Source organism: Methylobacterium sp. SyP6R (assembly GCF_019216885.1).
Lineage (GTDB): Bacteria > Pseudomonadota > Alphaproteobacteria > Rhizobiales > Beijerinckiaceae > Methylobacterium.
In genome coordinates, this window is sequence record NZ_JAAQRC020000002.1 from 1 (window position 1) to 24,752 (window position 24,752).

The window sequence follows — 24,752 nt, forward strand, 5'->3', positions numbered from 1 at the left end:
ACCAGTGCCACTCCTTTCCCCGCAGAGGGGGAGGGGGCAGGCGCGCATCACGCACAAGACATCTTGAAACATTCCAGCCGGAGCCCACCCATGTTCGGTGAATACTCGCTCGGCGACCTCGGCGCGATCTTCGCCATGCAGGGCTTTGCCGGCCTGATCCTGTTCTCGGTCTACGTGCTGATGGCGCTCGGCCTCGCGATCATCTTCGGCCAGATGGGCGTCATCAACATGGCGCATGGCGAGTTCATGATCCTCGGCGCCTACATGACCTATTTGTGCTCGGGCTTCTTCCAGGCGCACCTGCCGGCTCTGTTCCCGGCCTACTTCTTCGTCGCGATGGTGCTCGCCTTCCTGGCGGCAGGGGCGCTGGGCATGCTGGTCGAATGGGGGCTGATCCGCCACCTCTACAAGCGGCCGCTGGACACGCTGCTCGCCACCTGGGGGCTGTCGCTCATCCTCCAGCAGGCCTACCGGTCGATCTTCGGCGCCCGCGAGGTCGGTGTCGAGCTGCCGTCCTGGATGATGGGCTCGGTGCAGGCCACCGACGCGATCGAGATCCCGATCAACGGCCTGTTCGTGATGGCGATCACCGTGCTCATCACCCTGGCGGTGGCCGGCCTCCTCTTCGCGTCGCGTTACGGCAAGCAGGTCCGGGCGGTGATGCAGAACCGGGTGATGGCCGGCGCGGTCGGCATCGACACGGACCGGGTCGACCGCCTCACCTTCGGCCTCGGCTGCGGCATTGCCGGGGTGGCCGGCTCGGCCTTCACGATGATCGGCTCGACCGGGCCGACCTCGGGCCAGCTCTACATCGTCGACACCTTCCTGATCGTGGTCTTCGGCGGCGCAGCGAGCCTGCTCGGCACTATCGCGTCCGCCTTCTCGATCTCGCAGACCCAGTCGACCCTCGAATTCTTCCTCTCCGGCTCGACCGCGAAGGTCATCACCCTGCTCGCCGTCGTAGCTATCCTGATGCTGCGGCCGCAGGGCCTCTTCACCCTCAAGGTCCGGCGCTGAGGAGGCCTGCCCATGAAACTCCCGACCGTCAATGACAACCCGTTCATGAAGCCGATGGAATGGGCGGCCCTCGCCCTCCTCTGTGCCCTGATCTTCGGCCTCTTGCCGCTCGCCCTCGACGGGTTCCGGCTCAACCTGGTGGGCAAGTATCTCACCTACGCCTTCGTGGCGCTCGGCCTCGTCATCTGCTGGGGCATGTGCGGGATCCTGTCGCTGGGCCAGGGCGTGTTCTTCGGGCTGGGCGGCTATTGCATGGCGATGTACCTCAAGCTCGAGGCGTCATCCGTCGAGAACACCAAGATCCAGTCGACACCGGGCATCCCGGACTTCATGGACTGGAACCAGATCACGGCGCTGCCGTGGTTCTGGAAGCCGTTCCACAGCCTGCCGCTGACACTGATCGCCGTCGTGCTGGTGCCGACTTCGTTCGCCTTCGTCATCGGCGCGGCGATGTTCAAGCGCCGGGTCGGCGGCACCTACTTCGCGATCATCACCCAGGCCATCGCCGCGATCCTGACCATCCTGATCGTGGGACAGCAAGGCTATACCGGCGGCATCAACGGGATTACGGATCTCCGCACCCTCCACGGCTGGGACATCCGCACCGACGCGGCGAAGACGGTCCTGTACTTCGTCAATGGCGGCCTCCTCGTTACCTGCGTACTGATCGCACAACACGTCAAGCGCTCGAAGCTCGGCCGCATCCTGGTGGCGATGCGCGACAAGGAGGATCGGGTCCGTTTCTCGGGCTATAGCGTCGCGAGCTTCAAGATTTTCGCCTTCTGCCTCGCCGCCGCCTTCGCGGCGATCGGGGGGGCGATGTTCACCCTCCAGGTGGGATTCATGTCACCGTCCTTCGTCGGCATCGTGCCGTCGATCGAGATGGTGATCTACGCCGCGGTCGGCGGACGGCTGTCGCTGTTCGGCGCGATCTACGGCACGCTCCTCGTCAACTGGGCCAAGACCACCTTCTCGGAATCCTTCCCCGAACTCTGGTTGTTCGGCCTCGGCGCCCTGTTCATCGCGGTGGTGCTCGCCTTCCCCAACGGGCTCGCCGGCATCTGGCGCCAGCACGTCGAACCCCGGCTGGCGCGCCGCCCCAAACCCGTCGCCCCGCTGCCCCAGGGCGCCCCCGCCGAGTGAGGAGTTTTCGATGAACGCCGCCATCCTCCCCGGCGCGAGTGCCGGCCAACCGGACTTTCTCCTCGCGGTCGAGGCCCTGACCGTCTCGTTCGACGGCTTCAAGGCGGTCAACGACGTGTCGTTCTACGTCGACGCGGACGAGATCCGGGTCATCATCGGCCCCAACGGCGCCGGCAAGACCACGGTGCTCGACCTGATCTGCGGCCGCACCCGGGCGACCTCGGGCTCGATCAAGTACAAGGGCACGGAACTGACCAGGCTCTCCGAGAGCGCGATCGTCCAGGCCGGGGTCGGACGCAAGTTCCAGACGCCGTCGATCTACGACGACCTGACGGTATTCGAGAACCTGGAAATCTCGTTCCCGCGCGGCCGCAGCGTGCTCGGCGCCCTGACGTTCAAGCGCGACGCCGAGGTGCGCGACCGCATCCACGAGATCGCCGAGATGATCTTCTTGAAGGATCATCTCGCCAAGCGGGCCGAGTTCCTCAGCCACGGCCAGAAGCAGTGGCTCGAGATCGGCATGCTGCTGATCCAGGACCCCGAACTGCTGATGCTCGACGAGCCGGTGGCCGGCATGAGCGTTGCCGAGCGCAGGAAGACCGCCGAGCTGCTGCACCAGATCATCAAGGGCCGCTCGGTGCTGGTAATCGAGCACGACATGAAGTTCGTCGAGGACATCGCCCACCGGGTCACCGTGCTGCACCAGGGCAAGGTCCTGTCCGAGGGCTCGATGGAGCGCGTCAAGACCGACCCGAAGGTGGTCGAAGTCTATCTCGGGCATTGAGGGGAGGCAAAGCCATGCTCCAGACCGTTCCCGCCTCCGCCCCCAGGCCGGCCCCCGGCGCCGAACCGATGCTCACGGTGACCGGCCTGCACGCGGCCTACGGCCAGAGCGAGGTGCTGCACGGCATCGACCTCGCCCTGGCGCCCGGCGAAATCGTCGCCGTGATGGGCCGCAACGGCATGGGCAAGTCGACCCTGATGCGGACCCTGATGGGCATCCTGCCGGTCAAGAGCGGCACGATCCGGGTCGCGGGCCGGGACGTGACGGCGATGAAGAGCCACCGGCGCGTCGCCGCCGGCCTCGCCTACGTGCCGCAAGGGCGGATGATCTTCTCGACCATGACGGTGCAGGAGAACATCGAGACCGGGCTCACCGTCACCGGCGAGAGCAAGGTCCCGCCCGATCTGTACGCGATGTTCCCGGTTCTCCTGGAGATGAAGGGCCGGCGCGGCGGCAACCTGTCGGGCGGCCAGCAGCAGCAGCTCGCCATCGCCCGGGCGCTCGCCAGCCGGCCGAAGGTGCTGCTCCTCGACGAGCCGACCGAGGGCATCCAGCCCTCGATCATCCGGGAGATGGGCCGGACGCTGAAGACGATTCGCGACGAGCGCGGGCTTTCGATCGTCGTCTCCGAGCAGGTGCTCAGCTTCGCCCTCGACATCGCCGACCGGGTACTGGTGATCGAGAACGGAGCGATCGTCCACGAGGAGGACCGCGCCGACGTCGATGAGGCGAAGGTCGCCCGCTACCTGTCGGTTTGAACGGCTCTTCGATGGTCGAGAAGGACATTGCGCTCGTCTTCCTCGTCCCATCCTCGACCTCATCCTGAGGTGTTGGTCGATCGAAGATCGACTGACCTCGAAGGAGGGCTCCAGAGGTCTCGGAGCTACCTGGAGCCCTCCTTCGAGGCTCCCGTTGGTCGAATGCGATCTTCGATCGCCAGCACCTCAGGATGAGGTCGAGGGCGGGAGAGAATACACAGTCGAGGTAGACTCCGATCCGAAAGTATCGCGGAGGCTCGTTTCGCCCCGCACCCACGATCCCGGTCGCCAGCCGGGACATCCCCCGCTCCAGGGAAAGGGAAACGCATGCCCGAGACGTTGATCAAGGTCGACCTGACGCAGTCGGCCTACGAGAACGATAGGGTGCACAATCGCTGGCACCCGGACATCCCGATGGTGGCCTACGTCAAGCCGGGCCAGGACTTCATCGTCGAGACCTACGACTGGACCGGCGGGTTCATCAAGAACGACGACTCCGCCGACGACGTGCGCGACATCGATTTGTCGATCGTGCATTTCCTCTCCGGCCCGATCGGGGTCGAGGGCGCCGAGCCGGGCGACCTGCTGGTGGTCGACCTCCTCGACATCGGCGCCAAGCCCGAGTCGCAATGGGGCTTCAACGGCTTCTTCTCGAAGCAGAACGGCGGCGGCTTCCTCACCGATCACTTCCCGCTGGCCCAGAAGTCGATCTGGGACTTCGAGGGGATGTTCACCAAGTCGCGCCACGTCCCGGGCGTGCGCTTTCCTGGCCTGATCCATCCCGGCCTGATCGGCTGCCTGCCCGATCCGAAGCTGCTCGCGACCTGGAACGAGCGAGAGACCGCGCTGATCGCCACCAACCCGACCCGGGTGCCGGGGCTCGCCAATCCGCCCTTCGGACCGACCGCCCATATGGGCCGGCTGTCGGGTGAGGCGAAGGACAAGGCGGCGGCGGAAGGCGCCCGCACCGTCCCGCCGCGGGAGCACGGCGGCAATTGCGACATCAAGGACCTGTCGCGCGGCTCGAAGATCTACTTCCCGGTCTACGTCCCGGGCGCCGGCCTCTCGATGGGCGACCTGCATTTCAGCCAGGGCGACGGCGAGATCACCTTCTGCGGCGCGATCGAGATGGCCGGCTGGGTCCATCTCAAGGTCGAGGTCATCAAGGACGGCATGGCGAAGTACGGGATCAGGAACCCGATCTTCAAGCCGTCGCCGATCGTCCCGCGCTTCGACGACCATCTCATCTTCGAGGGAATCTCGGTCGACGAGAGCGGCGGCCAGCACTACCTCGACGTGACGGTCGCCTACCGCCAGGCCTGCCTCAACGCGATCGAGTACCTGAAGAAGTTCGGCTATTCCGGCGCCCAGGCCTACTCGATCCTCGGCACCGCGCCGGTGCAGGGCCACATCTCGGGCGTCGTCGACGTGCCGAATGCCTGTGCGACCCTGTGGCTGCCGACCGGCATCTTCGACTTCGACATCAACCCGAGCGCCGCCGGGCCGACGCAATATCTCGACGGCTCGGTCCAGATGCCGATCTCCCCGGAAAAGTAGCATGCCGGTCTACGACTATTCCTGCGAGGCGTGCGGCCCGTTCACGGTGTTGCGCCCGATGTCGCAGTTCCGCGAGCCGCACGACTGCCCGGATTGCGGCGGGACTTGCGAGCGCGCCTTCCTCACCGCGCCGCGCCTGTCGGGCATGGATGCCGGGTTGAAGGCCGCCCACGCCACCAACGAGCGGAGCCGCCACGCGCCGAAGCGCAGCCACGGCGCCGGCTGCGGCTGCTGCGCCCCGAAGACGAGTGCGGCGGCCCCGGCCGCCGCCAAGGGCTTCCCGGCCGCCCGGCCGTGGATGATCAGCCACTGACGCCCGTCCCCTCGCTCCGGGCGGAGCGAGGGGATCCCGACCGAGGGAGGACAGACCCGCCATGCATCACGGCGACATTTCCAGCAGCCACGACAGCGTCGGCGTCGCTGTCGTCAACTACAAGATGCCGCGCCTGCACACCAAGGCCGAGGTCCTCGCCAATTGCCGCAAGATCGCCGACATGGTGGTCGGCATGAAGTCAGGCCTTCCGGGCATGGACCTGGTGATTTTTCCCGAATACTCGACGCACGGCATCATGTACGACGCCGCCGAGATGTTCGACACCGCTGCGACCGTCCCCGGCGAGGAGACCGCGATCTTCGCCGAGGCGTGCCGCAAGGCGGGTGTGTGGGGCGTGTTCTCGCTCACCGGCGAGCGGCACGAGGAGCACCCGCACAAGGCGCCCTACAACACCCTGATCCTGATGAACGACCAGGGCGAGATCGTGCAGAAATACCGCAAGATCATGCCCTGGGTGCCGATCGAGGGCTGGTACCCGGGCGACTGCACCTACGTCTCCGACGGGCCGAAGGGTCTCAAGATCAGCCTGATCATCTGCGACGACGGCAACTACCCGGAGATCTGGCGCGACTGCGCCATGCGCGGCGCCGAGCTCATCATCCGCTGCCAGGGCTACATGTACCCGGCCAAGGAGCAGCAGGTCCTGATGTCGAAGGCGATGGCGTTTGCCAACAACGTCTACGTGGCGGTGGCGAACGCGGCCGGTTTCGACGGGGTCTACAGCTATTTCGGCCACTCGGCGGTGATCGGCTTCGACGGACGCACGCTGGGCGAGTGCGGCGAGGAGGAGAACGGCATCCAGTACGCCGCATTGTCGAAATTTCTGATCCGCGACGCGCGCCAGCACTGGCAATCGGAGAACCACCTCTTCAAGCTGCTCCACCGCGGCTATACCGGCATGATCAATTCCCGCGAGAACCGGCACGGGCTGTCGGCCTGCCCCTACGATTTCTATCGCCGCTGGATCGAGGACCCCGACGGCACCCGCGACGCGGTGCGAGGCATCACCCGCGCCAGCGTCGGCACGCCCGAATGCCCCATCGAGGGCATCCCGGTCGCGGGTGAGGGTACCGCGACGCGTCGTGAGAGGCGGTGAAGCCGAGGGGCCGCGCGTGCAATGCGCGGCTCCTGGGGTGGAAAAATCGCGCAGGACCTCCACGGCGGTCCAGGGTGGCCGCCGGAAGGCCCATCCCGCGGTTCCGAGTCCGACGGCAAGCCGCTCAGGTGCGCCAGGGATGCGCCGGCAACTCGGTGTCGCCGATGGCCTGGGCTCCGGCGAGCGCCACCGCGTCGTCGTTCTCGACCGACGAGCCCGAGACGCCGATCGCGCCGGACATCTCGCCGCCGGCATCGACGATCGGAATGCCGCCCGGGAAGGTGATCAGCCCGTCATTCGAGTGCTCGATACCGTAGAGCGGACCACCGGGCTGTGACAGGCTGCCGATCGCGCCGGTCTTCATGCCGAAGAACACCGCGGTCTTCGCCTTCTTCCGCGCGATGTCGATGGAGCCGACCCAGGCGCCGTCCATCCGGTGGAACGCCTTCAGGTTGCCGCCCGAATCGACGACGGCGATGCACATCTGCGTGCCGAGCGCGGCCGCCTTGTCGCGGGCGGCACGGATCGCGGTCTCGGCCTGTTCGATCGTCACATGCATGCGCGTGTCTCCCCGAGGCATTCCGTCTCGACCGGGACGGAATTCGCATCCGTTCGGCCCTCGCTTGCAACGATCGGCCGCCCGCTGTCAGCCCGGACCTTCGTCCTCAGGACTGTGCCAATGCTGTCGGCAACGATCGAAAGCTTTCGCTCGCGACGGCTCTCCGGACGCTCCCGGCGCCGGCCGGGAGGGCGGTCCGATCTCGGCGACGCAGCGCCCGACGGCGATCGGAGAGGCGACGAGGGCGCGCACGGCAGGAACATACCTGGCCTCCCGGCGCGATGACGGAGGCGGTGCGCGCCGTGGCCCCGGAGGTCGCCCCGCCGGCAGCGTGGTGCAGGCCCGGAGGATACCTATCGCCGGATCCGGGACGATGGAGAACGGAGTCGTCTGACGCGGCTCCCGGACTTTGGATTGCGGTGCATCGTCCAGGACGAGCCGGCATCGACGTCGTCGGGCGGGGCGCAGGCGTCCCTCGTGCAGGTGCGTACTGCGAACGGAACATGCGGGCGACGTCCTGCTGAGCCTATTTACGGCCTAAAAAGCCTATACATGATATTGAAAAGCCATGTCGTGCCTCCCTTCGGCACCCGTCCGAGGGCGTTCCATGGCCCCGCGGTCCATCCTGATCCGCGGAAAGGGGTCGCGCACGGCCCTCGACGAGAACGCCCGCGCCCGAGAGGGCATCGCACCGATTGCCGCCGTTCTGACCTCGCAACGGCTGCAGCCGTGCCGGCGACCGGCCGTGCTTGCCCGTCTTCATCCGGGGTCGGCACGGTCTCGAGCGGCGCGTGCAGGTCCGCGCCGACAGGTCGATCGACGACGCGGTGTCGGTCGACGAGCCTCATCGGCGGCGTCGAATCGCCGGCCCCCCGTCGCGGCGACCGTGCCGCGCTTGCCAATCGCCGCTAAATGTCTATACATGAAGCCAGAACCGAGGAGCGCATTCCGGCTCCGGCCGCGCGGGCTGCCGGTCTCGCGCGGGGCGTCCCTCCTGCTGCGCCGGACGCTGCCCCGGATGTCCTTGCGCTTCGCCACGCCGACGAGGACCCCGCCATGACCCTGACCTTCCATCCGGGACGCGTGTCGCTCCAGGACCTCGAACGCGTCTATCGCGACGGCGTCGCGGTGCGGCTGGAGCCGGGCTGCGACGCGGCCATCGCGCGAGGCGCGGCCCGGATCGCGGCGATCGCCGAGGGCGACGTGCCCATCTACGGCATCAATACCGGCTTCGGGAAACTGGCCTCGATCCGGATCGCGCCCGGCGACCTCGCCACCCTCCAGCGCAACCTGATCCTGTCGCATTGCTGCGGGCTTGGCGACCTCCTCGAGCCCGAGGTGGTGCGGCTCGTGATGGCCTTGAAGCTCGTCTCGCTCGGCCGGGGCGCGTCCGGCGTGCGGCTGGCGATCGTGCGCCTCATCGAGGCGATGCTCGCCCGCGGCGTCGTACCGGCCATTCCCGGCCAGGGCTCGGTCGGCGCGAGCGGGGACCTCGCCCCGCTCGCCCATCTCGCGGCGGTGATGATCGGCGAGGGCGAGGCTTTCTTCGAGGGTGAGCGGCTGCCCGGCGCCGAGGCCCTGCGGCGCGCCGGGCTGGAGCCGGTCGTGCTCGCCGCCAAGGAAGGGCTCGCGCTCATCAACGGCACGCAGGTCTCGACGGCCCTGGCCTTGGCCGGCTTGTTCCGGGCCTTCCGGGCCCTGCGCACGGCTTTGGTCACCGGCGCCCTGTCGACCGATGCCGCGATGGGCTCCTCCGCCCCGTTCCATCCCGAGATCCATGCACTGCGCGGCCACCAGGGCCAGATCGATGCCGGCGCGGCCCTGCGGGCGCTCCTCGACGGCTCGGCGATCCGCGAAAGCCACGTCGAGGGCGACGAGCGCGTGCAGGATCCCTATTGCATCCGCTGCCAGCCGCAGGTGGTGGGGGCCTGCCTCGACCTCCTGCGCCAGGCCGGGCGCACGCTCGAGATCGAGGCCAACGCCGTCACCGACAACCCCCTCGTCCTGTCCGACGGCGAGGTCGTGTCGGGCGGCAACTTCCATGCCGAGCCGGTCGCCTTCGCGGCCGACCAGATCGCGCTCGCGGTCTGCGAGATCGGCTCGATCGCGCAACGGCGGATCGCGCTCCTCGTCGATCCGGCGCTGTCCTTCGGCCTGCCGGCCTTCCTGGCGAAGAAGCCGGGCCTGAATTCCGGCCTGATGATCGCCGAGGTGACCTCGGCAGCGCTGATGAGCGAGAACAAGCAACGGTCGCATCCGGCCTCGGTCGATTCGACGCCGACCTCCGCCAACCAGGAGGACCATGTCTCCATGGCCTGCCACGGCGCCCGCCGCCTGCTGCCGATGACCGAGAACCTGTTCGGCATCTTAGGCATCGAGGCCCTGGCCGGTGCCCAGGGCGTCGAGCTGCGCGGGCCCCTGCGGACGAGCCCGGAGCTGGAGCGGGCGCTCGGCGCAATCCGCCGGGTCGTGCGTCCCCTGGAGGAGGACCGCTACCTCGCGGACGACCTGCGGGCGGCCGCTGGCTTGGTGGCGGACGGTACGATCGAGGGGAGTTTGTCCGCTGGGATTTTGCCGGGTTTGGCGCTGGGGTGAGTTCGTTCAGGGTCGCTCCGCTCGTGAGCAGCGTGCAACTTTTTTCCCAAGACGCCGCCGGGCACCCTCCCCCCTCTGCGGGGGAGGGTGCCCGGCGGAGCCGGGCGGGAGAGGGGACGACGCTTCCGGAAATGACTGAACCGTTCTGGCAAGCGCCATACTTGGCATCGTCGCGCTGCCCCTCTCCCGGCCCCTGCTGACGCAGGGTCCACCCTCCCCCGCAGAGGGGGGAGGGTTACGCGCGGGGGCGTTGAGAGAGTGTCATCGAACGCAGGGCATTTTGATACCAACCCATATCGCAGAGCGGAGCTTGGGCTCGATTAAGACTGTAGTTATTATTCAATTTCTGTCTTAAAACCTATCGGAAAAATCTTCGCTCTTCCTTGTCCCAGACGCCCCCCGCCCACCGAGAAGGTCCACGCCCCATGCGTCTTCTGAAGGCCGAGGATCACCGGCGCATGCCGTGGAAGAACGGCGGCGGCGAGACCGTCGAGATCGTCGTCCATCCCCCGGAGACCGGGCTCGGCGGGTTCGACTGGCGGGTCTCCATGGCGACAGTCGCGGCGGACGGGCCGTTCTCGCCGTTTCCCGGCATCGACCGGACGCTCGCGCTCCTCGACGGCGAGGGAATGGACCTCGCCGTCGAGGGGCACGGATCGCACCGCCTGACGCCGGCCTCCCCGCCGCTGGCCTTTCCCGGCGACGCACCGGCCGCAGCCCGCCTCGTCGCCGGGGCGATCACCGATCTCAACGTCATGACCCGGCGGATCGCCTGCCGGCAGCGGGTGACCCGGCTCCGCGGCGGCGTTACGCCTTTCGCAGCGGGCGGGCGCTGGATCGTCCTCGTCGCCGTCGCGCCGTCGGCCGTCGCGGTGGATGGCCGGACGGTCTCGCTCGGAGGCCGCGACGCCCTCCTGCTGGAGGGCGGGGCGACGATCGCGGGCGACGGCATCCTCGACCTCGTCGTGATCGAGATCGACGCCGTCGGGCCGTCATAGCGGCGGGGCGGAGACGAGTCCTTGCGCCCGGCCCTCGCCGAGGAGCCAGCGTTGGAAGGCCCGCGCGCCGGTCTTGTGCAAGGAATCCGGGTTCCAGGCCAGGTAATAGGGTTCGGGCAGGGGCAGCCGCAGGTCGAAGGGAATGACGAGCTTGCCCGTCTCCAGTTCCGGGCCGATGAAGGCGAGCTGCCCGAGGACGAAGCCCTGGCCGGCCAGGCTCGCGTCGATCGCGCTGCCGGACAGGCCGTAGGTCAGGTTGGCGGGCGGCGGCCTGGCACCGATCAGCCGACCCCACTCTGCCCAGCCGGGATTTCCCCCGAAGCGCGGATCCCAGGCGATGTGCAACAAGGGAAAGCGCAGGATGTCCTCCGGGCCTGACAGGCTCTGCCCCTCGATCAGGGAGGGCGCGCAGACCGGCACGATGCGATCGGTGAACAGCTCGGTGCGGTGCGGCGGATGGTGCCGGCCGCCGTAATAGATGCGCAGGTCGACCGCGCCCTGGCTCCAATCCGGCTCCGCGTCGCTGCCGACGAGCGAGACACGGGCCTGAGCGTCGAGTTCCGTCCAGTCCCGCATCCGGCGGCCGATCCACTTGCCGAGCACCGTCGTCAGGCAGGACAGCACGATGACGTCGGCATTCGCGTCCCGTAAGGTCGCGGCGGCCTCCGTGAAGGCCGCGAAGCCCTGGCGGATCCGCCCGTGAAAGGTCGCCCCGAGCGGCGTCAGGCGCAGGGCCCGGCCGTCATGCTCCACGAGCCTCGCCGCCAAAGCCGCCTCGAGCTTGCGCAACTGCTGGCTGATCGCGCCCGGCGTCACCCCGAGATCGGCGGCGGCCGCCGCCAAGCTGCCCGTCCGCCCGAACGCGTCGAAGGCCTGCAGCGCCTTCAGAGGGGGGAGGGGAGACATGAGCGGCGGGACATGATGCGGGTAGCCTCGGCCGGTGCGGACGGATCGTGGGGCGGACAGATCTTCTAAAGCATGAAGCAGAATTTCTCCGGTCCCGGCAAGCCCGCCCCCGGGCATACTCGGCCCATTGAGACCTGCCGCATCATCCCAGGAGGCCGCAGGCCGAGCCCCCGAGGAGACCCGCGAATGCCCCGACCGGACAAGCTCAAGCTCGGCACCTTCGTCTACACGTTCGGCTTCCATCCGGCGGCGTGGCTGCATCCGGACAGCGACGTGCGCGGCGCCAACGACCTCGGCCACCTGACCCGCTGCGCCACGATCTCGGAAGCCGCGAAGCTCGACTTCATGTTCTTCGCCGATTCCCCGGCGAGCGCGGTCGGCGAGGCGGGCGCGCTCGCCCGCAACCCCACCAAGATGAACCGCTTCGAGCCGATCACCGCGATCACGGCCCTGTCGCAGCACACCGACCGGATCGGGTTCGTGGCGACGGCCTCGACGAGCTACTACGAGCCCTACAACATCGCGCGGCTGTTCGCCTCGGCCGATCACATCTCCCGCGGCCGGATCGCCTGGAACGTCGTCACCTCGGACCACGACGAGACCGGCTACAACTACAACCGCGAGGGCCTGGCCCCCCATGCCGAGCGCTACGAGCGCGGCGAGGAATTCCTCGATACCGTGTTCGGCCTCTGGGACAGCTTCGAGGACGACGCGCTGCTCCTCGACCGGGAGAGCGGCGTCTATCACGACAAGGACAAGCTCCACACGCTGAACCACAAGGGCAAGCACTTCCAGGTGCGCGGCCCGCTGAACATCGCCCGCACGCCGCAGGGACGGCCGGTGATCGCCCAGGCCGGCGGCTCCGAGCAGGGCATGGAGCTGGCCGCCCGCACCGCCGAGATGGTCTTCTCGCTCGCCTCGAACATCGAGAAGAACCGGGCCTTCTACGCCAACGTGAAGGGGCGGATGGCCCGCTACGGCCGCGACGTGAACGACCTCAAGATCCTGCCCGGCATCGTCATCAATGTCGGCGAGACGCGAGAGGAGGCCGAGGCGAAGGCCGAGGCGCTGGTCGCGCTGATGCACCCCGACGTCGGGCTGCTGATGCTCCAGGAATTTTTGGAGACCGACCTCCACGGCGCCGATCTCGACAAGCCGTTCCCGATGGACCGGATGCCCGCCTCGGCCAAGGGCTCGAAGGCGATGTTCGAGGAGTTGAAGGAGTTCGTCACGCAGGGCCACACGATGCGCGAGCTGATCACGCATTACGCCCGGCGGCACACCGGCAACGGGCTCACCGGCACGCCCAGTCAAGTCGCGGATTTCATGCAGGAATGGTTCGAGACGAAGGCCGCGGACGGCTTCATCCTGATGTGCCCGACCCTGCCGTCGAGCCTGGAGGATTTCACCCGCCTCGTCGTCCCCGAGCTGCGCCGCCGCGGGCTGTTCCGCGAGGAGTACGAGGGGACGACGCTGCGGGACAATCTCGGCTTGTCCACACCCCGGAACCGTTACGCGGCGGCCCGCGGCAGGGTATGAGCATGACGATGCCTGTGCGGATGCCCCGGGAGGGGCTGCGTCGGAGCGGGGACGGCGATTTGGGCGGCGATGGGCGAGTGGCGGCGATGAGCGGAGACGAGGCCGGTCCCGTGCTGCGACCGGGGGATGCCGAGACCTTCCGTGAGGTCTGGCGGGGCGTCGGTTCGACCGTGGCGCTGATCGCGACCGAGCACGGGCCTCAGCGGCACGCAATGCTGGCGACGGCGGTCAGCTCGGTCTCGATGGAGCCGCCCTCACTCCTCGTCTGCGTCAACCGCACCGCCTCGGCGCACGGCGCGCTGCGTGCGCGGGGAGCCTTCTCGCTGGGCATCATGGGATCGCCGCAGCGCGACCTCGCCGCCGCGATCGCCCAGGCGCCCTCCGCGGCGCGCTTCGACCACGGCACCTGGCGGCAGATGCGGACGGGCGGCGACGCGGTCGAGGGCCTGCCGTGGCTGGAGGAGGCGCAGGCGACCCTGTTCTGCGCGATCGACGTCTGCCACGATTACGGCACGCATTCGGTCCTGATCGCCCGAATCGCCGGTGCGATCGGCGCGCGGGAGACCGATCCGCTGCTGTATTGCGACGGGGGGTATGGGCGGTTCGTGGTGGGGGAGGGGTGAGGCGACTCCCCTCAAGAAGAGCGCGGGTTTCCCCCTCCCCCCTCTGCGGGGGAGGGTGCCCCGCGAATGCGGGGCGGGAGAGGGGACGCCGCTTCAGGATATGGCGGAACCGTTCTGGCAGGCGCCCCCTGGATCGGCGTAGCGCTGCCCCTCTCCCGATCCCTGCTGACGCAGGGGCCACCCTCCCCCGCAGAGGGGGGAGGGGGAACCCGCGCCACTTTCTGCCGCCGGCCAGGCCTCACCCCCGCCCCGGCCCCCCAACCGCATCCGGCCCGAAATTCGCGACCAACTGGTGCTCGCTGCCGGGATAGAGCAGCCTGACGCCGGTCACCCACTCGCCCGCGACCTGGGTGCGCCGGACGATCTCCAGGCAAGCCTCGCCGACCGCGAGCTCCAGCACCTTGGCCTCGGTCACCGTCGCGTTCACCGCCCGGACGCGGTGGCTCGCCACGCTCCAGGGCACGGCTTCGAGCAGCCAGGCGCCCGGGGCCAAAGCGGTGAAGTCCTGGTCCTTCGCACCCTCGGCGACGGCAGGGTTGATCAGGCGGGTCTCGAGGCAGAACGGGCGGTCGTCGGCGAGGTGCAGGCCCTGCAGCCACAGCACCTCCCCGCCACTGGACGCACCGAGCAGCACGGCGTCCTCCTCTCGGCCCGGCCGCATCCGGCGCGCGATCAGGTGGAAGCGGTAGACGCGGCCCGAGCGGCGCACCTCGTCGCGGATATCGGCGATCGCCACCACGGCGGATTCGGCGCGCGGTTGCGCCACCTGCGTCCCGCTCTTCTTGCGCCGCACCAGGAAGCCCTCGCGGGCGAGCTGGCCGAGCGCCTTGTTCATGGTCATGCGCGACACGCCGTAGCGCTCGGCGAGATCGGTCTCGACCGGGAGCTGGGACCCCGGCAGCCAGCGCCCGTCGACGATCAGCGAGCGGATGTCCTCGACGATGTGATCGTGCCGCGTTGCCCCCTTGGCAATGTCGGAGGCAAGCTCGGAGGGATCCGCGCCTTGAGCCTTCCCGCGGGTCGTCCGATCCGTCGCGCTCACGCCGGCTTCAGCAACATGGCCGCCCCGCGATCGAGGTAGGTTTCGAGGAACTGGGTCAGGCGGGGATGGCGCGGGGCGGCAAACAGCTCCGCCGGTGTCCCGTTCAGGAGGACGCGGCCGTGATCGAGGAAGACGATGCGCTGGCCGACGCTCGCCGCGAAGCCGATCTCGTGGGTGACGACCACCATCGTCATGCCCTCCGTCCCGAGATCGCGCATGACGTTCAGCACCTCGCCGGTCAGTTCGGGATCGAGGGAGGCGGTCGGCTCGTCGAAGAGCAGGATCTCCGGTTCGAGCGCGAGCGCCCGGGCGATGGCGACGCGCTGCTGCTGGCCGCCGGAGAGTTCGGACGGGTAGTGCCGGGCCCGCGCCTCGAGCCCGACGCGGCGCAGCTGCGCCATGCCGCGCGCCTCGGCCTCCTGCCGGGAGAGGCCCTTCACGGTGACGAGCGCCTCGGTGACGTTGCCGAGCGCCGTCATGTGCGGCCAGAGGTTGAACTGCTGGAACACCATGCCGATGCCGGAGCGCACCTGGCGGATGCGCGGCGGCGCCAGGCGGGTGCGCGTGCCGTCCGGCCGCTCCTCGAAGCCGAGCGGCTGCCCGTCGATCAGGATCGTGCCGCGCGTCGCCTCCTCCAGGAACGCGATGCAGCGCAGAAGCGTCGACTTGCCCGAGCCCGACGGGCCGATCAGGCAGGTGGTGGCGCCACGCGCGATCTCGAGGTCGATCCCATGCAGGACCTCGGTGTGGCCGTAGCTCTTGCTCAGGTGGCGGATGGAGATGGCGGAGGGGGAGGTCGTCATGCGAACCTGAACTTCGAGAGCCGGGTTTCGAGCGCCCGGCCGGCCCAGCCGCAGGCCTCGACCAGCCCCCAGTAGATGATGGCGAGCAGGAACAGCGATTCCACGAAGGCGTATTGCTGCGAGCCGAGCGCGCTGATGACCGCCGTCGCCTCGGGCACCGCGATGATCGACAGGACGGCCGTCTCCTTGACCAGGACCACCGCCATGTTCACGCATTGCGGCAGGACCAGCATGGTCATCTCGGGGATCAGGATGCGCCGGACGATCTGGGTCTGGCTCAAGCCCACGCATTGCGCCGCCTCGACATGGCCCCGCGGCACCGCGGCAAAGCCCGCCCGGAAAATCTCGGAGAAATAGGCCGCGGCGTAGATGGTGAGGCCCAGCAGCCCGGCCGGCACCGGATCGAGGCTGATCCCGACGAACGGGCCGCCGAAATAGAGCAGGAAAATCTGGATCAGGAAGGGGGTGCCGCGCAAGATCTCGACTGCGAGCCGCAACGCGAGGCCGAGGGGACGCGGCCCGAAATGCCGGAGCGCGGCGACGACGAAGCCGAGGCCGGCGCCCATCATCGTGGCGGCGAGCCAGATGCCGAGCGTGACCTTGAGCCCGGACAGGATGGCCGGCAAGGCCGCGACGATGACCGAGACGTCGAAGCTCATGCCAGCCGCCCCCGGCGCAAGGCGCGCTCGGTCAGGCTGCCGCCGCCCGCCACCATCCAGTTGATCGCCAGGTACAGCCCGCCGGCGACCGAGTAGAACAGCAGCGGCTCGTAGGTGGAGGCGGCGAGGTTCTGCGCCGTGCGCGTCAGCTCGATCACGCCGACCACCGAGACCAGCGAGGACGCCTTCAGGATCAGGATCGCCTCGTTGACCAGCGCCGGCACCGTGAGCCGGAGCGCGATCGGCGCGCGGATGCGGCGGAACTGCTGCCAGGGCGACAGGCCGACCATGTCGGCCGCCTCCAGCAGACCGCGCGGCACGCTGGTGAAGCCGCCGCGCAGGTTCTCCGCCTGATAGGCGGCGGTGCAGAGCGACAGGCCGATCAGCGCCGCGACCAGGCTCGGGACGGCAAGGCCGATCGCCGGCAGCAGGTTGTAGATCAGGAGCAGCTGGACGAGGAGCGGGACGCCGCGGAAGAAGCTGACGAACAGGACCGCCGGCCAGCGCAGCCACGGACGTGGCGACAGCTTGGCCGCGCAGACCAGGATGCCGATCAGGAGGCCGATCCCGATCGACACGAAGCTGATGACGACCGTGGTGCCGGCCGCCTTCAGCATCAGTTCGAACAGTCGCGCGGACATCGGGCTCTCGCAGGCTTAACTCAGAAGCTCGGCTCCGGCGCGACGTCCGGCGTGTCGAACGCGGTGCCGAACCACTTCTCCTGCAGCTTCTTCATCCGGCCGTCGGTCTTGATCTTGACGAGCGCGGCCTGCACGGCGTCGAGCAGGGGCTGATCGTCCGGCTTCTTGGTGCCGATATAGCCGAAATAGCTTTTTTGGCCGAAGGGCGGCTTGACCACCGCGAAGACGGCCGGCTGCTTCGACGCCACGTAGGCGATGTTCGGCAGCGAATTCGCCACGGCGGCGATGCGGCCCGCCGCGAGGTCGGCATAGGCCTCGTTGAAGCCCGGATATTCGCGCGTCTCGACCGGCTTCGGCAGCGTCGCGCCGAAAGTCTTCAGCTGGGCGAGCTGCGCCGTCGCCTTGCCGGCGCCGACGGTCTTGCCGGCGATGTCCTGGGGCGTCTTGATCGTGTCGTCCTTCGCGCGCCGCAAGATCGCGACGGTCGCCTCGGCGACGGGTGACAGGAAACGGTACCGCTCCATACGCGCCTTGGTGATGGTGGCCGGACCCGCCACCATGTTGAACTGCCCGGCTTCGAGGGCCGGCAGCACGCCGTCCCAGGGCAGCTCCACCCACTTAATCTTGACGCCGAGTTCCTTGCCGACCTCCGCGAAGGCATCGACGTTGAAGCCTGCATGCTCGCCGGTCGCGTCGATGAAGTCGAAGGGGGCGAAGGCCGTCTCGGTCCCGACCTTCAGGACACCCTCGGTCTTGACCCGTGCCAGCGCGTCCTGTGCCTGCGCCAGAATCGGCGTGGTCATCGCCAGGCCGAGCCCAAGTGTGATCTGTACGAAGAGACGCTTGTTCATGCAGGGCTCCCACTGGGATAAGTCAGCGCGCCTGAACGGGGCCGGCCGGTATTATGATTAGACATATGAGGGTCATTCCGGCCTTCAAGTCAATCGGTGGGCCCGCTTCGCCCTGGGAAAAAATAAGGCATGTCGTGCCGTTCGGAGCGGCGCACGGAGCGGGCCGGGCGGGGCGGCAGGGCGTGGTGCGCGTGTGGTCCGGGGTCAAATTTCGTGCAGTGCCGGTGGGCAAGGCCGTCCGGTGGCGTGCGTCTCCCATCACGGGACCGCTATCGGTCCACGGGACACGACAGGACGATGCAATTGCGGCACCGTCCTCTCCCACCCACGACCTCATCCTGAGGCGTCAGCGATCGAAGATCGACTGACCTCGAAGGAGGGCTCCAGAAGTCTCGGCGCTCTCTGGAGCCCTCCTTCGAGGCTCGTTTCACTCGCACCTCAGGATGAGGTCGTGGGTGCGAGAGACGGGCTCATACCAACGGTCGTTGGAAACGACCTTTGGTTCCGCTCTCGAATTTTCGCCAAGCCTCTGGCTTGAAATTGAAAATTCGAGATGGGTCAATGGCCCGATGCGTCAGCATCTTGGGCCATTGGTATCACACCGCCGCACCCTCCCGCCGGATCAGGTCGGCGATGCGCTCGGCGATCATCACGGTCGGGATGTTGGTGTTGGCCCGGGGGATCGTCGGCATCAGGGAGGCGTCGCAGACGCTCACATGGTCGATGCCGCGCACCCGGCCGGCGCCGTCGCAGACGCTCATCGGGTCGTCGGCGGCGCCCATGCGGCAGGTGCCGGAGGGGTGCCAGGTGCCGCCGACCTCGGCGGCGACGAAGGCGGCGAGCGCCCGCTCGTCGCCGAGCAGGCGCTCCAGCGTGATGCCTTGCGTGACGAGGCCGTGGATCAGCGCGGCGCGAGCCGGGCCGGCGATGTCGAGGAGCCCCGACAGGACCCCCCGCTGCGCCGCCGGCCAGGGCCTCGGCGCTGCCGCCCGGGCGACCCGCGGCGAATAGCTCGCCGGGAAGACCGGGCCGCGGAGACCCGCCAGGGCGGGATCGCCGAGGGCCCGGGCGCCCAGGCGGACCGCGTCCATCAGCCGGGTGAGGTCGCGGGGATCGGACAGCATGCGGAAATCGACCTGCGGCTCGGTCCGCGGGTCGGGCGAGCCCAGCGTGACCTCGCCGCGCGAATACGACTTGTTGACCCAGAAGAAGATCCCGCCGATCCGGTGGCCCAAGCTGTGCCAGCCGGTCCGCGACAGGATCGCGCCGTGCATGTCCCCGTCCGGCGTGCCGGACAGGCCCGAGGAATAGCGCAGGATCGCCTGCTCGTGATGCTCGCCCCGGTCGCGGACCCGGCCGGCGCGGGTCAGGTAGGCCGAGACCGCGATCGAGGGATGCTCCATCAGGTTGCGGCCGATGCCCGGCCGGTCGGCGATCACGCCCACTCCGTGCCGGCGCAGCATCGCCCCGGGCCCGACGCCGCTGCGCATCAGCAGGGCCGGGCTGTGGATCGCGCCCGCCGCCACCACGACGTGGTCGGCGGACATCGTTTCCGAGGGGCCGCCACCGAGCGGCGCCACCACGGCGCCGACCGCCCGCCGTCCCTCGAACAGGATCCGCTCGGCGAGCAGGCCGGTGCGCACGGTGAGATTCTTTCGCGCCCGCACCGCCGGGGTGAGATAGGCGATCGAGACCGGCACCCGCTCGCCCTCATCCGAGATCGCGGTCGTGCCGACATAGACCCCGTCGCGCCACGGGCCGTTCTGGTCGGCCCCGGCCGGATGGCCTTGTGCCTGGAGCGCCCGCATCGTCGCGGCGACGAAGGGCGAGAGCTGATCCGGCTTGGCCCGGCGGATCGGCAGCGGCCCGTCCCGGCCGTGCAGCTCCCCGTCGCGATCGCGGTCGGATTCGAGCTTGCGGAAATAGGGCAGGCAGGTCTCCCACGACCAGCCCTCGGCGCCGAGCGCGCCCCACTCGTCGTAATCGCCGGGCGCGCCGCGATTGGCCATCATGGCGTTGATCGCCGAGCCGCCGCCGAGGCGCCGCGCCTGCTCGTAGCGCCGCGGCGGCGGTGCTTCTGGCCGGTTGCCGGCCGGCGCCCCCATCCGGGCTTTCAGCGCCGGCCAGATGTTGCGCGGGTCGAGATAGGCCCGGCCGGGATAACGGCTGCGGATCTCCGGCGGCATTCCCGCCGCGGTCAGGTCGTCGCCCGCCTCCACCAGGGTGACGCGGAACGACGGTTCCTCGGAGAGCCGCGCGGCCAGCACGCAGCCCGCCGAGCCGCCGCCGAGGATCAGGATCGCGGTCATGACCGGGTGGACGACTTGCGGGCGCTCAGGCTCGCCAGCACCACCACCATCAGCGAGGCGGCGGTCAGCAGCGACGAGATCGCCGCGATGGTGGGGTCGATCTCGTCGCGCAGCGACGTGAACATCCGCTTCGTCAGGGTCTGGTTCTGGCCGCCGGCGATGAAGATCGCCACCACGGTCTCGTCGAGGGCCGAGATGAAGGCGAACAGGGCCCCCGAGACCACGCTCGGGCGGATCTGCGGCAGGGTGACGTTGAGGAAGGCGCGCAGGCGGTTCATGCCGAGGCTGCGCGCCACCATCTCCTGCGCCGGGTCGAAGCCGCGCAGGCCCGCCAGCACCGAGGTGACGACGTAGGGCGTGGCCAGCATCACGTTGGCGAGCACCAGCCCCGGCAGCGTGGCGAGCAGCCCGGTCTTGGCGAAGACGAAGAACACGCCGATACCCGTGATGACGATCGGCACGACCAGCGGCAGGAGCAGGATCACCGTCAGGCTGCGGGCGAGCCGCGACCCGCTCATGCTGAGCGCGTAGGCCGCCGCCGTCCCGATCAGCGTCGCGCCGAGAGCGGTGGCGAGCGCGACCCCGAGGCTGACCCGCGCCGCCTGCATCCAGGCCGGGCTGCCGAAAAACGCCTCGTACCAGCGCAGCGAGAAGCCGGGCGGCGGGAAGGTGAGGAACCGGGCGTTCGAGAACGACATCGGCACCACGATCAGGATCGGCACCACCAGGAACAGCAGCACCAGGGCGACGACGGTGCCGAGCGTGAGGCGGGCGAGAAGCGAGGCCGGCATCAGCGGGCTCCCATGATGCGCTCGAGGGGAACCACCCGGGAGGCGAGCCAGAACAGGGCGGCCACGCAGACCAGCAGCACGACCCCGATGGCGCTCGCCGCGCCCCACTGGTTGTAGAGCTCGACGTTGCGGCTCACCAGCATCGACACCATGAAGGTGCGCCCGCCGCCGAGCAGCTCCGGCGTGATGTAGAAGCCGAGCGCCAGCACGAAGACCAGCACCGTGCCGGCGACCACGCCCGGCATCGACAGCGGCAGGAACACCCGCAGGAAGACGTGGAGCGGACCGCCGCCGAGGCTGGCGCCGGCCAGCATCAGGTCGCGGGGGATGCGCTGCATCGTGGCGTAGAGCGGCAGCACCATGAAGGGCAGCAGGATGTGCAGGGTGGCCAGCACCGTGCCGAACTCGTTGTTGATGAGCGCGATCGGCTGGTCGGTGAGGCCGAGCCCCTGGAGCATGCCGTTCACGAGGCCCCGGCGCTGCAAGAGCACCATCCAAGCATAGGCGCGCACCAGCACGCTGGTCCAGAACGGCAGGATCACCAGGCCGAGCACCACGACGCTCCAGCGCCGCGGCAGGGTCGCCGCCGCGAACGCCACGGGATAGCCGAGAAGAACTGCCAGCACCGTGACGGTGAGCGCGATGCGGAAGGTGAGCAGGAAGCTGCGCCAGTAGATGTCCTCGGTGAGGAAGCGCCGGTAATGCTCGAGGGTGAAGGCTCCGTCGGCGGTGACCGACTGCACGGCGAGCCAGGCGAGCGGCACCACGAGGAGCGCCGTGACCACGGCGAGGGCGGGGCTGAGCAGCGCGAGGACGAGGAGTTGCTCGCGCCGCTCATGCCGCCGCAGGGCGGGGCTGGATGAGGTCATGGCGGGGTGTCCGAAGGCATGGACTCGGCTGGGTCACGGAAAGGGCGGAACGTCGCCACCGCGAACCCTCCCCCCTCTGCGGGCTAGCATGTTCACACATCTCGGTTTGAGCGCTTTTCCCTCAAAGGTAGCGCGCCTCTCCTCCCCCTTGTGGGGAGGAGTTGGAGGTGGGGGTGGTGCCGGAGGAGACTCAGCGGTGCCTCCTGCACCACCCCCACGCGGGATCTTCGATCCCCATAACCCCTCCCCACAAGGGGGAGGGGAAAGCGCGCACCTTTACAGGGGGTTAGCTCTCTGAGGAGAAGTGTGAATCCGCTAGCCTCTGCGGGGGAGGGTGGTCCCTGCGTCAGCAGGGGCCGGGAGAGGGGCAGCGCGACGCTGATCCAGAGGGCGCCCGTCAGACCGGTTCAGTGACTTCCGGAAGCGGCGTCCCCTCTCCCGGCCCCCTCCGGGGGCCACCCTCCCCCGCAGAGGGGGGAGGGTTCAGGAAGGCGGCGCGCGCCCTACTTCTTCTGCACGAAATCCGCCCAGCGCTTGAGCGCCGCCTCGCCGGCTTCCGAGGTCCACCACTCGGCCGAGAGCACCGCCTGCTTCCTGGCGTTGTCCGGCGCGCTCGGCAGCTTGGCGGCCAGCGCGGCCGGGATGATGCCGGTGTCGAAGGCCGCCGGGTTGCCCGGGCCGTAGGGGATGTTGAGCGGCAGGTTGGCCTGGAGCTTCGGGTCGATCGCCTGGTTGACGAACTTCACCGCGGTGGCGAGGTTCGGGGCGTTCTTCAGGATGCAGAGCGAGGTGTTCTGCAGGATGCCCTGGTTGAAGCTGAAATCGGCATCCGCGCCGGCCTCCATCACCGCGGCGGCGCGGCCGTTCCAGATCATCTCCATGTCGACCTCGCCGCCCTGGAGCAAGAGCGCCGACTGGCCGCCGGAGGTCCACCAGACCGCGATGTGCGGCTTGATCTGTTCGAGCTTGCGGAAGGCCCGGTCGACGTCGAGGGGGTAGAGCTTGTCGGGCGCCACGCCGTCGGCCATCAAGGCGGCCTCCAAGGTCGCCAGCGGGTGGTTGCGCAAGGCGCGGGCGCCCGGAAACTTCTTCACGTCCCAGAAATCGGCCCAGCTCTGCGGCGGGTTCTTGCCGTACTTGGATTTGTTGTAGGCAAGAACGCTCGAATAGAACTCGTAGGGCACCGAATAGTCGGTCTTGTACAGGGCCGGGATCGCGGCGGCGTTCGGGATCTTCGAGAAGTCGAGCTTCTCGATCAGCCCGGCCTTGCCGCCGCGCACGCAATCCTGGGTCGGGGTGTCGACCACGTCCCAGGTCGGCTTGCCGGTCGCGCCTTGGGTGCGGATCACCGGCCAGGCATCGGGGGCACTGTCCTGGTTGATGGTGATGCCGAGCGCCTTGGCGGCCGGATCGAGGATCGCCACCGTCTGGGCCTGCTGGTAGGCGCCGCCCTGCGACACGAAGGTGATCTGCTCGGCGGCGAGCGCCGGGGCGGCCGTGCCGAGGAGGCAGGCCAGGACGGTGGTTCGAATCAGCGACGCCATCTCGACTTCCCCTCTATGTTGAGGCCGTACCCTAACGGCCGATCGAATCCAGGAACTGGTACCAGCCGGCGACGAGCCGGATCACCGGCTCGCGCAAGCCGTAGAACGGGACGGGCTGGAAGCCGCGGGCGCCGAGCAGCGCCACGTCCGGGCTCTCGCCGAGGGCGAAGGCGGCGGCGAGGCCTCCCAGGTGGCTCGACATCGCGACCCCGGCCCCGTTGTAGCCCATGGCGAAGCTGACCCGGTCGTCGAGCCGGCCGACATGCGGCAGGGCGTCGAGGGTCATCCCGACGAGGCCCGACCAGCGATAGGCGATGGCTGTATCGGCGAGCGCCGGGAAGGTGCGCACCATCGCCTGCCGCAAGGTCGCGAAGGCGGCCTCGGAATCGGAGCGCCCGAAGGCGCCGCGGCCGCCGAACACCATCCGGCCATCGACCATGCGGAACCAGCGCATCATCCGCCGCGTCTCGACATAGATCCGCCGGCTCGGCAGGATCGCGGCGCGCAGGTTGTCGGACAAGGGCTCGGTGGCGAGGATCGCGCTGCGGAACGGGATCAGGCGGGTGCGCAAGGACGCGCCCGCCCCGGTGAGATCGGTGTAGCCGTTCGTCGCCACGATCACCTGGCGCGCCCGCACCGAGCCGCCCGGCGTCTCGACCCTTATGCCGCCGGCCTCGCGGTGGAAGCGGGTCGCCGGGCTCGCCTCGTGGATCGCGATGCCCCGGTCGGCGACCGCCCGGGCGAGGCCGCTTGCGTAGTTGAGCGGGTGCAGCCCCCCGGCCTTCGTCGAGAGCACGCCGCCGACGAAATCCTGCGACCCGGTCTCCGCCGCCACCGCCTCGCGGGACAGGACGGAGACGGAGCCGTCGCCCATCTCCCGGCGCATCCACTCGCTGTCGGCGACCGTCGCCGCCAGGGTGGCGGGCGTGTGGGCGCATTTGAGCTGGCCGACCCGGGCGTAGTTGGCTTCCGTGATGCCGTGCTCGGCGATCAGCCGCTCCAGGGTCTCGACCGAGTCGTACGCGATCGCGTGCATGCGCTTGGCGACGGCAAGCCCGTGCCGGGCCGCGATCGCCTGGAACGACGGGCGGTACTTCGCCGAGACGACGCCGCCGTTTCGCCCGCTGGCGCCCCAACCGATCGCGTTGGCCTCCAGCACCACCGCCCGCTCGCCGCGCGCGGCCAAAGCCAGGGCCGCCGAGAGGCCGGTATAGCCGCCGCCGACGACCGCGACATCCGCCTGGACGTCGCCGTCGAGCGGCCCGAAGCGCCCGGCCGGCACGGCGCCGGCGGCCCAGAGCGAGGCGGCCGGAGGCTTCGGGAAGGCCGTCATC

Annotated in this window: 23 protein-coding genes; 11 read left to right on the forward strand and 12 right to left on the reverse strand. The window is 69.1% G+C overall.

Annotation, left to right across the window (positions count from 1 at the left end; all coding sequences use genetic code 11):
* Window positions 1-90: 90 nt before the first annotated feature.
* From urtB to HBB12_RS29490, 7 genes are all read left to right on the forward strand, one after another.
* Window positions 91-1,017, forward strand: a complete 927-nt coding sequence (urtB, locus tag HBB12_RS29460) for an urea ABC transporter permease subunit UrtB (protein WP_236993236.1) — start codon at window positions 91-93, stop codon at window positions 1,015-1,017.
* A gap of 12 nt (window positions 1,018-1,029) precedes the next feature.
* A complete protein-coding gene (urtC, locus tag HBB12_RS29465; protein WP_236993237.1) occupies window positions 1,030-2,160 on the forward strand; it encodes an urea ABC transporter permease subunit UrtC in 1,131 nt (376 codons plus the stop codon).
* Between the two features lie 10 nt (window positions 2,161-2,170).
* Entirely contained in the window at window positions 2,171-2,944 is a 774-nt protein-coding gene (urtD, locus tag HBB12_RS29470; RefSeq protein WP_236993238.1) for an urea ABC transporter ATP-binding protein UrtD, read from the forward strand.
* Between the two features lie 14 nt (window positions 2,945-2,958).
* Window positions 2,959-3,702, forward strand: coding sequence for an urea ABC transporter ATP-binding subunit UrtE (gene urtE, locus HBB12_RS29475; RefSeq protein WP_236993239.1), 744 nt, complete (start codon window positions 2,959-2,961; stop codon window positions 3,700-3,702).
* A 327-nt stretch (window positions 3,703-4,029) separates the two neighbouring features.
* Window positions 4,030-5,259 carry a formamidase gene (gene fmdA / locus HBB12_RS29480; protein ID WP_236993240.1) on the forward strand — a complete coding sequence of 410 codons (1,230 nt, stop codon included), beginning with the start codon at window positions 4,030-4,032 and terminating at the stop codon, window positions 5,257-5,259.
* A 1-nt stretch (window position 5,260) separates the two neighbouring features.
* The gene (locus tag HBB12_RS29485; protein WP_236993241.1) at window positions 5,261-5,572 is read left to right on the forward strand and encodes an FmdB family zinc ribbon protein; all 312 of its coding nucleotides are present in this window, start codon (window positions 5,261-5,263) and stop codon (window positions 5,570-5,572) included.
* A 61-nt stretch (window positions 5,573-5,633) separates the two neighbouring features.
* Window positions 5,634-6,689, forward strand: coding sequence for an aliphatic amidase (locus HBB12_RS29490; protein WP_236993242.1), 1,056 nt, complete (start codon window positions 5,634-5,636; stop codon window positions 6,687-6,689).
* A 124-nt stretch (window positions 6,690-6,813) separates the two neighbouring features.
* Here the strand turns inward: HBB12_RS29490 and HBB12_RS29495 are convergent, their stop codons facing one another.
* The gene (locus HBB12_RS29495) at window positions 6,814-7,248 is read right to left on the reverse strand and encodes a GlcG/HbpS family heme-binding protein (protein WP_236993243.1); all 435 of its coding nucleotides are present in this window, start codon (window positions 7,246-7,248) and stop codon (window positions 6,814-6,816) included.
* Between the two features lie 1,056 nt (window positions 7,249-8,304).
* On the opposite strand from HBB12_RS29495, the gene hutH reads away from it, so the two are divergent.
* Both hutH and HBB12_RS29505 read left to right on the forward strand, forming a co-directional pair.
* Window positions 8,305-9,843 carry a histidine ammonia-lyase gene (hutH, locus tag HBB12_RS29500; protein ID WP_236993244.1) on the forward strand — a complete coding sequence of 513 codons (1,539 nt, stop codon included), beginning with the start codon at window positions 8,305-8,307 and terminating at the stop codon, window positions 9,841-9,843.
* Between the two features lie 425 nt (window positions 9,844-10,268).
* Window positions 10,269-10,841, forward strand: coding sequence for a HutD/Ves family protein (locus tag HBB12_RS29505; RefSeq protein ID WP_236993245.1), 573 nt, complete (start codon window positions 10,269-10,271; stop codon window positions 10,839-10,841).
* Here the strand turns inward: HBB12_RS29505 and HBB12_RS29510 are convergent.
* Complete coding sequence (locus HBB12_RS29510) at window positions 10,836-11,747, reverse strand: LysR substrate-binding domain-containing protein (RefSeq protein ID WP_236993246.1); 912 nt, start codon at window positions 11,745-11,747, stop codon at window positions 10,836-10,838. The two genes, HBB12_RS29505 and HBB12_RS29510, sit on opposite strands and share 6 nt — an antisense overlap.
* 186 nt (window positions 11,748-11,933) lie before the next feature.
* Here HBB12_RS29510 and HBB12_RS29515 point away from each other — a divergent pair, with 186 nt between their 5' ends.
* The gene (locus HBB12_RS29515) at window positions 11,934-13,286 is read left to right on the forward strand and encodes an LLM class flavin-dependent oxidoreductase (RefSeq protein WP_236993247.1); all 1,353 of its coding nucleotides are present in this window, start codon (window positions 11,934-11,936) and stop codon (window positions 13,284-13,286) included.
* An 86-nt stretch (window positions 13,287-13,372) separates the two neighbouring features.
* Window positions 13,373-13,909, forward strand: a complete 537-nt coding sequence (locus HBB12_RS29520) for a flavin reductase family protein (protein ID WP_236993248.1) — start codon at window positions 13,373-13,375, stop codon at window positions 13,907-13,909.
* Between the two features lie 238 nt (window positions 13,910-14,147).
* Here the strand turns inward: HBB12_RS29520 and hutC are convergent, their stop codons facing one another.
* The 10 genes from hutC to HBB12_RS29570 all read right to left on the reverse strand — a co-directional run bounded on the left by hutC (window position 14,148) and on the right by HBB12_RS29570 (window position 24,751).
* Window positions 14,148-14,951 (reverse strand): histidine utilization transcriptional repressor HutC, encoded by an 804-nt coding sequence (gene hutC, locus HBB12_RS29525; protein ID WP_236993249.1) that lies wholly within the window; start codon window positions 14,949-14,951, stop codon window positions 14,148-14,150.
* Window positions 14,948-15,754: an amino acid ABC transporter ATP-binding protein gene (locus HBB12_RS29530; protein WP_236993250.1), complete on the reverse strand. Its 807-nt coding sequence runs from the start codon at window positions 15,752-15,754 to the stop codon at window positions 14,948-14,950. The genes hutC and HBB12_RS29530 overlap by 4 nt, the downstream gene beginning before the upstream one ends.
* Entirely contained in the window at window positions 15,751-16,413 is a 663-nt protein-coding gene (locus tag HBB12_RS29535) for an amino acid ABC transporter permease (RefSeq protein ID WP_236993251.1), read from the reverse strand. Before HBB12_RS29535 ends, HBB12_RS29530 begins: the two co-directional genes overlap by 4 nt.
* Complete coding sequence (locus tag HBB12_RS29540; RefSeq protein ID WP_236993252.1) at window positions 16,410-17,054, reverse strand: amino acid ABC transporter permease; 645 nt, start codon at window positions 17,052-17,054, stop codon at window positions 16,410-16,412. The genes HBB12_RS29535 and HBB12_RS29540 overlap by 4 nt, the downstream gene beginning before the upstream one ends.
* Before the next feature lie 20 nt (window positions 17,055-17,074).
* The gene (locus HBB12_RS29545; protein ID WP_442919401.1) at window positions 17,075-17,857 is read right to left on the reverse strand and encodes a transporter substrate-binding domain-containing protein; all 783 of its coding nucleotides are present in this window, start codon (window positions 17,855-17,857) and stop codon (window positions 17,075-17,077) included.
* Window positions 17,858-18,501: 644 nt separating this feature from the next.
* Window positions 18,502-20,214 (reverse strand): GMC family oxidoreductase, encoded by a 1,713-nt coding sequence (locus tag HBB12_RS29550; protein WP_236993254.1) that lies wholly within the window; start codon window positions 20,212-20,214, stop codon window positions 18,502-18,504.
* Window positions 20,211-21,005, reverse strand: a complete 795-nt coding sequence (locus HBB12_RS29555; RefSeq protein WP_236993255.1) for an ABC transporter permease — start codon at window positions 21,003-21,005, stop codon at window positions 20,211-20,213. The genes HBB12_RS29550 and HBB12_RS29555 overlap by 4 nt, the downstream gene beginning before the upstream one ends.
* Window positions 21,005-21,874 carry an ABC transporter permease gene (locus HBB12_RS29560; protein WP_236993256.1) on the reverse strand — a complete coding sequence of 290 codons (870 nt, stop codon included), beginning with the start codon at window positions 21,872-21,874 and terminating at the stop codon, window positions 21,005-21,007. Before HBB12_RS29560 ends, HBB12_RS29555 begins: the two co-directional genes overlap by 1 nt.
* Before the next feature lie 503 nt (window positions 21,875-22,377).
* Complete coding sequence (locus HBB12_RS29565) at window positions 22,378-23,418, reverse strand: ABC transporter substrate-binding protein (RefSeq protein ID WP_236993257.1); 1,041 nt, start codon at window positions 23,416-23,418, stop codon at window positions 22,378-22,380.
* A 31-nt stretch (window positions 23,419-23,449) separates the two neighbouring features.
* A complete protein-coding gene (locus HBB12_RS29570) occupies window positions 23,450-24,751 on the reverse strand; it encodes an NAD(P)/FAD-dependent oxidoreductase (RefSeq protein WP_236993258.1) in 1,302 nt (433 codons plus the stop codon).
* Window position 24,752: the final 1 nt, after the last annotated feature.

Excerpts from the sequence above, each read along its gene's own strand:
- urtB (WP_236993236.1), top strand. The coding sequence starts at position 91 with ATGTTCGGTGAATACTCGCTCGGCGACCTCGGCGCGATCTTCGCCATG.
- urtC (WP_236993237.1), top strand. The coding sequence starts at position 1,030 with ATGAAACTCCCGACCGTCAATGACAACCCGTTCATGAAGCCGATGGAA.
- urtD (WP_236993238.1), top strand. The coding sequence starts at position 2,171 with ATGAACGCCGCCATCCTCCCCGGCGCGAGTGCCGGCCAACCGGACTTT.
- urtE (WP_236993239.1), top strand. The coding sequence starts at position 2,959 with ATGCTCCAGACCGTTCCCGCCTCCGCCCCCAGGCCGGCCCCCGGCGCC.
- fmdA (WP_236993240.1), top strand. The coding sequence starts at position 4,030 with ATGCCCGAGACGTTGATCAAGGTCGACCTGACGCAGTCGGCCTACGAG.
- HBB12_RS29485 (WP_236993241.1), top strand. The coding sequence starts at position 5,261 with ATGCCGGTCTACGACTATTCCTGCGAGGCGTGCGGCCCGTTCACGGTG.
- HBB12_RS29490 (WP_236993242.1), top strand. The coding sequence starts at position 5,634 with ATGCATCACGGCGACATTTCCAGCAGCCACGACAGCGTCGGCGTCGCT.
- HBB12_RS29495 (WP_236993243.1), bottom strand. The coding sequence starts at position 7,248 with ATGCATGTGACGATCGAACAGGCCGAGACCGCGATCCGTGCCGCCCGC.
- hutH (WP_236993244.1), top strand. The coding sequence starts at position 8,305 with ATGACCCTGACCTTCCATCCGGGACGCGTGTCGCTCCAGGACCTCGAA.
- HBB12_RS29505 (WP_236993245.1), top strand. The coding sequence starts at position 10,269 with ATGCGTCTTCTGAAGGCCGAGGATCACCGGCGCATGCCGTGGAAGAAC.
- HBB12_RS29510 (WP_236993246.1), bottom strand. The coding sequence starts at position 11,747 with ATGTCTCCCCTCCCCCCTCTGAAGGCGCTGCAGGCCTTCGACGCGTTC.
- HBB12_RS29515 (WP_236993247.1), top strand. The coding sequence starts at position 11,934 with ATGCCCCGACCGGACAAGCTCAAGCTCGGCACCTTCGTCTACACGTTC.
- HBB12_RS29520 (WP_236993248.1), top strand. The coding sequence starts at position 13,373 with ATGAGCGGAGACGAGGCCGGTCCCGTGCTGCGACCGGGGGATGCCGAG.
- HBB12_RS29530 (WP_236993250.1), bottom strand. The coding sequence starts at position 15,754 with ATGACGACCTCCCCCTCCGCCATCTCCATCCGCCACCTGAGCAAGAGC.
- HBB12_RS29535 (WP_236993251.1), bottom strand. The coding sequence starts at position 16,413 with ATGAGCTTCGACGTCTCGGTCATCGTCGCGGCCTTGCCGGCCATCCTG.
- HBB12_RS29540 (WP_236993252.1), bottom strand. The coding sequence starts at position 17,054 with ATGTCCGCGCGACTGTTCGAACTGATGCTGAAGGCGGCCGGCACCACG.
- HBB12_RS29545 (WP_442919401.1), bottom strand. The coding sequence starts at position 17,857 with ATGACCACGCCGATTCTGGCGCAGGCACAGGACGCGCTGGCACGGGTC.
- HBB12_RS29550 (WP_236993254.1), bottom strand. The coding sequence starts at position 20,214 with ATGACCGCGATCCTGATCCTCGGCGGCGGCTCGGCGGGCTGCGTGCTG.
- HBB12_RS29555 (WP_236993255.1), bottom strand. The coding sequence starts at position 21,005 with ATGCCGGCCTCGCTTCTCGCCCGCCTCACGCTCGGCACCGTCGTCGCC.
- HBB12_RS29560 (WP_236993256.1), bottom strand. The coding sequence starts at position 21,874 with ATGACCTCATCCAGCCCCGCCCTGCGGCGGCATGAGCGGCGCGAGCAA.
- HBB12_RS29565 (WP_236993257.1), bottom strand. The coding sequence starts at position 23,418 with ATGGCGTCGCTGATTCGAACCACCGTCCTGGCCTGCCTCCTCGGCACG.
- HBB12_RS29570 (WP_236993258.1), bottom strand. The coding sequence starts at position 24,751 with ATGACGGCCTTCCCGAAGCCTCCGGCCGCCTCGCTCTGGGCCGCCGGC.